This is a genomic window from Nodosilinea sp. LEGE 07088, from assembly GCF_015207395.1.
In the GTDB taxonomy this organism is placed as follows: Bacteria; Cyanobacteriota; Cyanobacteriia; order Phormidesmidales; family Phormidesmidaceae; genus Nodosilinea.
This window is the reverse complement of sequence record NZ_JADEWX010000233.1, coordinates 1-7,372: the sequence shown is the minus strand read 5'-3', so window position 1 is coordinate 7,372 and position 7,372 is coordinate 1. Positions and strand designations below refer to the sequence as shown.

4 protein-coding genes and 3 pseudogenes are annotated in these 7,372 nt (G+C 58.5%); 5 read left to right on the top strand and 2 right to left on the bottom strand.

Translation table 11 applies throughout. The features are described from left to right. Positions 1-70 precede the first annotated feature (70 nt). Complete coding sequence (locus IQ254_RS28295; protein WP_193969491.1) at positions 71-1,333, bottom strand: glycosyltransferase; 1,263 nt, start codon at positions 1,331-1,333, stop codon at positions 71-73. 241 nt (positions 1,334-1,574) lie between these two features. Here IQ254_RS28295 and IQ254_RS28290 point away from each other — a divergent pair, with 241 nt between their 5' ends. The 5 genes and pseudogenes from IQ254_RS28290 to IQ254_RS28275 all read left to right on the top strand — a co-directional run bounded on the left by IQ254_RS28290 (position 1,575) and on the right by IQ254_RS28275 (position 5,975). Continuing rightward, positions 1,575-2,921, top strand: coding sequence for an AAA family ATPase (locus IQ254_RS28290; protein WP_193969490.1), 1,347 nt, complete (start codon positions 1,575-1,577; stop codon positions 2,919-2,921). After that, positions 2,902-3,777, top strand: a pseudogene (locus IQ254_RS34045) (tol-pal system YbgF family protein); the annotation flags it as partial. The gene IQ254_RS28290 and the pseudogene IQ254_RS34045, both read left to right, overlap by 20 nt. A 42-nt stretch (positions 3,778-3,819) precedes the next feature. Continuing rightward, positions 3,820-5,382 (top strand): annotated as a pseudogene (locus IQ254_RS34040) (tetratricopeptide repeat protein); the annotation flags it as partial. A 226-nt stretch (positions 5,383-5,608) separates the two neighbouring features. After that, the gene (locus IQ254_RS28280) at positions 5,609-5,836 is read left to right on the top strand and encodes a hypothetical protein (RefSeq protein ID WP_193969488.1); all 228 of its coding nucleotides are present in this window, start codon (positions 5,609-5,611) and stop codon (positions 5,834-5,836) included. Then, positions 5,817-5,975 carry a type II toxin-antitoxin system RelE/ParE family toxin gene (locus tag IQ254_RS28275; protein ID WP_193969487.1) on the top strand — a complete coding sequence of 53 codons (159 nt, stop codon included), beginning with the start codon at positions 5,817-5,819 and terminating at the stop codon, positions 5,973-5,975. The genes IQ254_RS28280 and IQ254_RS28275 overlap by 20 nt, the downstream gene beginning before the upstream one ends. Before the next feature lie 567 nt (positions 5,976-6,542). Here IQ254_RS28275 and IQ254_RS28270 read toward each other — a convergent pair. Then, positions 6,543-7,372: pseudogene (locus IQ254_RS28270) on the bottom strand (RNA helicase); the annotation flags it as partial.

Sequence of the window (7,372 nt, the reverse complement as noted above, 5' to 3'; positions counted from 1 at the left end):
GGGTAGGGTGCATTCGGCGGTCAGGGTTGGTGGTAGTGGCCCAGGATTGTGCTCCGCCAATGCACCGATCTCAGGGGACTGTGCTCCGCCAGGGCGTTGATTTGAGCAGGGTCTGGTGGATGGCCTGGTGCAGGCCCTCGCCCATGGCGGCCATGCTGTAGTGGGTGAGGCAGCGATCGCGGGCTTGCCGTCCCAAGTCTAGGGCGCGATCGTAGTCAGCAAAAATCTGGGTGATTTGCGCGGCTAGCTGCGCTGGGGCGTCGGCATCGGCCAGGTAGCCGCAGCCGTTGAGAATATCGGGAATATCCCCCACCCGCGTAGCCAAGATCGGTTTGGCCATGGCCATGCCGTCGGTGAGCTTGAGCGGAAACTGGGCCTGGGCCGCCGGGGTTTGGCGCTGGGGTACGACGACAACGTGGGCGGCGGCGATCACGTTGGGCATATCGGTGTAGGGCTGTTTGCCCAGATGAATGATGTGCTGGGGCCAGCGCTCAAGCAGGGTGCGATCGTAGTCGTCGTAGGGGCTGCCACCGACAATCACCAGCTTTAGATCAGGTTTGTTGAGGATATCCAGCGCCTGAAGCAGATCCTCGACGCCCTTGTAGGGCCGGGGCGCACCGGGGAACATCAGCACCCGATAGGCGCTGAGGCCGTAGGCGGCGCGGCTGGCCTGGGCGTCGTGGCGATCGGGGTTGAACAACTCGGTATCTTTGCCGTTGGGGATGATCGTGCCGCCAAAGCGCCGCTGCAAGAAACCATTGTGAGTGGTCACCAGGTCGGCTTTTGCCACCAGTCGTTCGATCAGTTGCAAGTAGAAGGGATGATCGGGGTGATGCAGCGCGCCCGTGGATTTCAACAGATCCCGCGCCAGTTGCCTGGGGTTGGGGCGATAGCGGTAGTGGTCGCCCCCATGCCAGCTCAGTTCCCAATCGTCGATGTCGAGGAGCACGGGGCGACGGTGGCGCAGACGGTGCAGCAGAGCGAGGCCAAAGCTGCTGGGCTTGAGCTTGTAGGCATAGATCATGTCTCCCGTCAGGTGGCGGCAAAGGGCGCTGACGTCCTGGGGGCCAAGGTACGGCGAGGTCACCGGAATTGCGGTAATCGGCAGCTGATTAACCACCGTCTGACTGGCCGCCTCGGTCGAAAACCCCACGATCTCTACCCCATAGCCCTGGCTTTGCAGCGCCTGCCCCAGCAAAAATGGTCGCACGGCGCCGCCCCAGCGCCCCGCCCCCTGGCTCGACAGATCGCTCACCACAATGGAGAGGCTGGGCTGGCCCCCGCGATCGCGCGGGGCGGTGGCATGACTGAGCTGGGGGCGGTGGTCGAGCATGGGTGCCACAGGGCCAGAGAGGCAGAAAATCTACAGAGGCGCGGACGCACTTACCCTAGGTTGCCCACCTGGGCGGCTGTGGTTAAGGTGGGCGCTGTCGGCAGATGGCCACCCGCCATTTTTGGGCGCAACTCAAGGGCGCAACTCAAGACAGAATTGAAATGGGCGCTGACTGGGAGCGATAAACTTAGGGTACAGTGAAGACCATTCCAGGTACCGATGCGCTTTGCGCTGAGCCGTTATGAGTGATTACCGGGCGAAAACTCTAAAAGAAGCGTTTCGGCTGTGTGACGTTAATCCCCTTTCGGGGCCGGGGCTAGAGCGCTACTACGTCGATTTGGCCCCGGTGCGCAAAACCGAGGCGATCGAAGGGGTGAACACGGTCTTAGACTTTCAGGAACCGGGGGAGTTTTGCACCATTCTCTTTACCGGGCACCGGGGCTGCGGCAAGAGCACCGAACTCCAGCGCATCCGTCGCCAGTGGGAGCAAGACTACCGGGTGATCTACCTGGAGGCCAACGAAGAAACTGACATCAACGACGCCGAATATACCGACTTTTACCTGATCGTGATCAAGCAGGTTGAGTTTGCCCTGCGCAGCATGGGCCTGAGCTTTGACCCCACCTTGCAAAAAAGCTTTGAGGACTGGTTTAAAGAGGTCACCCGTGAGACCGAGCACAGCGTCGAAAATTCCGTCAGCGTGACGGGGGAAGCCAGCCTGGGGCTAGAGGCTCCCTTTATCGCCAAGCTGCTGGTCAAGCTGCTGGCCCAGATCAAAGGGGCGGATAAGCAAAAAACCGTCATTCGCCAGACCCTCCAGCGAGATATTTCGCGCCTGAAGGCCGACATCAATCTGTTGCTTAAAGATGCGTACAAAAAGATCAAGGCGCTCCACCCCAAGGGCTTTTTGCTCATTTTTGACAATATTGACCTGGCCCCGCCCCATGTGGGCGAGCACTTGTTTTTTGACTATGCGGCGCAGCTCCAGGAGCTGAACTGCACCATGATCTACACCGTGCCGATCTCGGTGCTGTGCTCGTCAAAAAATATTGCCAACAGCTTTGGGGAACCCCACATCGTTTCGATGGTGAATATTTACCAGCTAGAGCGCGATCGCTGCGATTTAGCTTATGCCCCAGAAGGGCTCCAGCAGATGGCCCGCATTTTGGCCAAGCGGGTCGATATGACGGCCCTCTTTGCCTCTAAGGCGGAGGTGCTGGCCCTGGCCCAGGCCAGCGGCGGCCACGTGCGACAGCTGATGCAGATGATGCGCAGCGCCTGCCAGACCGCCAGCACCCGTAAACATCCCAAAGTTCAGGCCGAGGATGTGGACTTTGCCATTAAGCGGCAGCAGTTTAGCTTTGAGCGCTTCGTCCCCGACGAGCACTATCCGCTGCTGGCCCAGGTGTGCCTGAGCAAAAATATCAGCAAAGACGAGACCGGCCAGCTGATGCTGTTCAACACCTCAGTGTTGGAATACAACGGCCTAGACCGCTGGAACTACCCCAACCCGGCGGTGCGGCGGAGTGAGTTATTTCAAACGGCTCTGCGGGAGCTGATGGCTCAAGATGCAGAATCAAACGGTTAGACCCGATCAGGCCGACTTTTTGGCCCAAAATCAGCCAGAGCTGGCTGAGCTGCTGACATTCATTGACTTTGCGGCGGGGCTGACCATTGGCTTTATTGAGGTCAACCAGGAGCGCGACAAAATGCTGCTGGTGGAGGCCCTGCGCGAGCAGCTGGCGGATAGCGACATTCGCCTGGAGGTGGTGAATTTTTCGCAGCAGCCCGACCTGCGGCACCTGCGAGCAGCCTTGATGACCCGACTGCAAGCCATCGCTACGGACCGCAAGCTGGTAGTGCTAATTTTGGGCCTGGAGGCGGCGATCGGCACCGATGGCTTGGGCGCTTACCCGCTGATCTTGCAAGACCTCAACTTCGTTCGCAATACCTACCGCGAAACAGTGCCCCATCCGCTGCTGTTTGTGCTGCCCGACTACGCCATTACCCGCGTCAGCCAATACGCGCCCGATTTTTGGGCCTGGCAGTCGGGATTGTTTCGGTTCAAAAGCTCGGCCCAGGCGGTGGAGCAACTGCGCACAGAGGCGTTTGAGCGGCCCCTGCCCTACATTGCCTCTGACGACAACCAGGCCCAAATTGAGCAGCTCAAGCAGCTCTTGATGGAGCTAAACCCCACGGGTAAGACCATCGCCCCCCAGGATGTGCCCCTGTGCAGCGAAATCTACTACAAAATTGGCTCGGCCTATCTAACCCAAAAACGCCCCCAGCGCGCCAAAGACTATCTGCAAGAGGGGCTAAAGCTGCTGCACCAGCACCCCAACTCAGTTTTAGAACAAGACTTTCACTACAAGCTGGGCTACGCCTACGAAGACCTGCGCCAGTTCGACGCCGCCATTGCCGCATACAACACCGCGCTAGCGATTGCCGAGGCCCACCACCACCCCGAGCCGGTACCTGGGCTGCTGCACGACCTGGGCAATATTGCTCTAGAACAGCGACAGTTTAACCAGGCTAAAGCCTACTACGAGCAGAGCCTGGCTCTGAAGGAAGCTCGCAACGACCGCTACAGCCAGGCCAGCACCTACCACCAGTTGGGCAATGTGGCCGAAGCGTTGCGGGAGTATGAGCAGGCGCGATCGCACTATCAGCAGGCCCTCGATATCAAAATCGAGTTCAACGACCGCTACAGCCAGGCCAGCACCTACCACCAGTTGGGCCGGGTGGCCGAAGAGCTGCGGGAGTATGAGCAGGCGCGATCGCACTATCAGCAGGCCCTCGATATCTGCAACGAGTTCAACGACCGCTACAGCCAGGCCCGCACCTACCACCAGTTGGGCAATGTGGCCGAAGCGCTGCGGGAGTATGAGCAGGCGCGATCGCACTATCAGCAGGCCCTCGATATCTGCAACGAGTTCAACGACCGCTACAGCCAGGCGGTCACCTACCACCAGTTGGGCAATGTGGCCGAAGCGCTGCGGGAGTATGAGCAGGCGCGATCGCACTATCAGCAGGCCCTCGCTATCAAAATCGAGTTCAACGACCGCTACAGCCAGGCGGTCACCTACCACCAGTTGGGCATCGTGGCGCAAGCGCTGCGGGAGTATGAGCAGGCGCGATCGCACTATCAGCAGGCCCTCGATATCTGTATCGAGTTTAACGACCGCTACAGCCAGGCGGTCACCTACCACCAGTTGGGCAGGGTGGCGGAAGAGTTGCGGGAGTATGAGCAGGCGCGATCGCACTATCAGCAGGCCCTCGATATCAAAATCGAGTTTAACGACCGCTACAGCCAGGCGGTCACCTACCACCAGTTGGGCAGGGTGGCGGAAGAGTTGCGGGAGTATGAGCAGGCGCGATCGCACTATCAGCAGGCCCTCGATATCAAAATCGAGTTCAACGACCGCTACAGCCAGGCCCGCACCTACCACCAGTTGGGCAATGTGGCCGAAGAGTTGCGGGAGTATGAGCAGGCGCGATCGCACTATCAGCAGGCCCTCGATATCTATATCGAGTTCAACGACCGCTACGAGCAAGCGGGCACCTACCACCAGTTGGGCAATGTGGCCGAAGAGTTGCGGGAGTATGAGCAGGCGCGATCGCACTATCAGCAGGCCCTCGATATTAAAATCGAGTTCAACGACCGCTACAGCCAGGCCAGCACCCACCACCAGTTGGGCATGGTGGCGCAAGAATTGCGGGAGTATGAGCAGGCGCGATCGCACTATCAGCAGGCCCTCGATATCTGTATCGAGTTCAACGACCGCTACAGCCAGGCCAGCACTTACTTTCAGCTTGGCAAGGTGGCTGAAGCGCTAGACGACATCTCAGCGGCAAGGAGCTTTTATTTACAAGATTTACAAATCACGGCTGAGTTCAACAATGAGCATGGTTTGGGAATTTCTCTGCGAAACCTATCTCACTTTTGTCGTGAGTTTCCAGACGATACGTTCTTAGCGGATGTGGCTCAGTGCCTCAACACCACCCCCGCCGACGTGCAGCAACGGCTTGCCAACGCTGCCAGCTCCTAGAAATCCACCCCGGCCTGCTTCGGCAGGCTCAGCCCAAGCCTCCCAGGAGGGGATTTGCCCACAGTCTAGAAACCGGGTTTCTGCCACAGCTTTGGGGCATGCCACCATCCCCCGCTAGAAACCCGGTTTCTGCCCTGGCCCTAGAAAAACGCCATTCATCCTCGACTAACTTGCTCTGCGTCGTACACAATAGATTTAGCCTGCTCCGCCCGGAAGATCAAATTTTATGGAACCTACCGCCTCTCTCGATTTACAAGCGCTCAAGTTTCTGATTAAAGAAAGTGTCCGAGAAGTCATGCAAGAAGAGTGGTTCAAATTCTTTGACATGCTTATTCCCTATGTCGATACCCAAGAACAAGCAGACATCGAAGCCTCTTTTTCTCCCGCCGACTACGAAGATGAAGACTTTGTAGATATTACTCACTGGTTTGACGATGAAAATCAAGCTGAGTAAAACGGCTGATAAGTTTCTCAAGAAGCTAGATGGCAGCAGCAAAAAGACGGTAGTTGATAAAATTGGCATTCTCAAATCGACCAGGGCCACGGCGACTATACCCAAGACCGTGCCCAGTGGCTCGATCATCTCACCCTAGATGAGATTCTGTCCTCAGATGCCTAGAGCACTGATGCCGTAAGCACTAGCCCTAGATCCCAGGGTTCTCTGGAGCATCAGCTATTTACCACCCAACATCCCCCGCCAGAACCCTGGGATCTCTGGAGCATCAGCTATTTACTACCCAGCATTCTCCGCCAGATCCCAGGGTTCTCTGGAGCATCAGCTATTTACTACCCAATATCCCCCGCCAGGACCCTGGGATCTCTGGGAAGCGATATCACCCATCTCTTTGAGATTCATTGGGAGCAGTGTAGTCGCAGAAGGTGCGAATGCCCAGCTTGAGCACCCAGAGCACGACCACCACGGCGATCGCAGGCTGGGCTGGCCCATAGCCTAGGGCCTGAGCGGTTTGCCGTCTCGTAGGTTGTCCCTATGGTGAAAAAGGAAGTGCGGTGAAGCGAAACCCAACAACAGTCAGCCTTGTTGGGTTCTGCTAGCGCGCCACCCAACCTACTACTAGGGCCTGAGCGGTTTGCCGTCTCGTAGGTTGGGTGCAGCGGAGCGAAACCCAACAGCAGTAAGCCTTTTGCCTTTCGGTACTAGGCTAGCCGATCTCTTCGTTGACCGGGAAGCGGTTCATCAGGTCTTTGGCCTCGCGGGCGGTGGTGCGCAGCCCGTCGCTGATATAGGGCACGTGGGGAATCTGCGACAACACATCGAGGGTGCGGCGCAAAATGCGGACAATGTCGCCTTCGTCGAGGCTGGTGTTTTCACAGAGCGTGACCCAGTCAACTTGCAGCGCCCACTGTTCGACAATGCCCACCAGGTCATACTCCATCCAGGCGGGGGCAGCGACCTGGTGCCGCCGCTGCTCTCGCAACAGCTGGCTACGGAGGTTCCACAGCCCACCCAGGGTCTCTTCCACGATGCCCGAGAGTTTGTAGCGACACCAACTGTCGGGGCGCGAGTTTTCGGTGACGAGGGCGGCAAAGGTGGCGGCCAGTTGGGGCGCGTCGAGGTGGTCAAACTCTCCCGACTCCAGGGCCAGGGCCAGCCACAGCTCGTTGTCGCCGCGAATGGCGGCGGCCATTTCGCCCAGCTCGGTGGGGCGGTTGTTTTCGAGGCCACCAAAGTGCTTGAGCACCTCCATAATGTTGAGAAATTCTTGCCAGTAGCGGCCCGTATACTGGGCCAGCTTTTGCTGGCGATCGCGCCGTTCATCGTCTAAAGCATGCAGCCGCTTCTGGCGTTTGAGCAGCGATTTAGTGTTATCCCACTGGCTGGCGGGGTGGGTGGCCAGGGCGTGTTCCACATCGCGCATGCGATCGAGCTGCGCTTGCACTTCTGGGGCTAGCATTTCGAGGGTGGGGGGAACCGCCATCGTAGCCACCAGAGCAGCGGTGTGGTCGTCGCCCCGGCGGCGCTGGCCAGGGG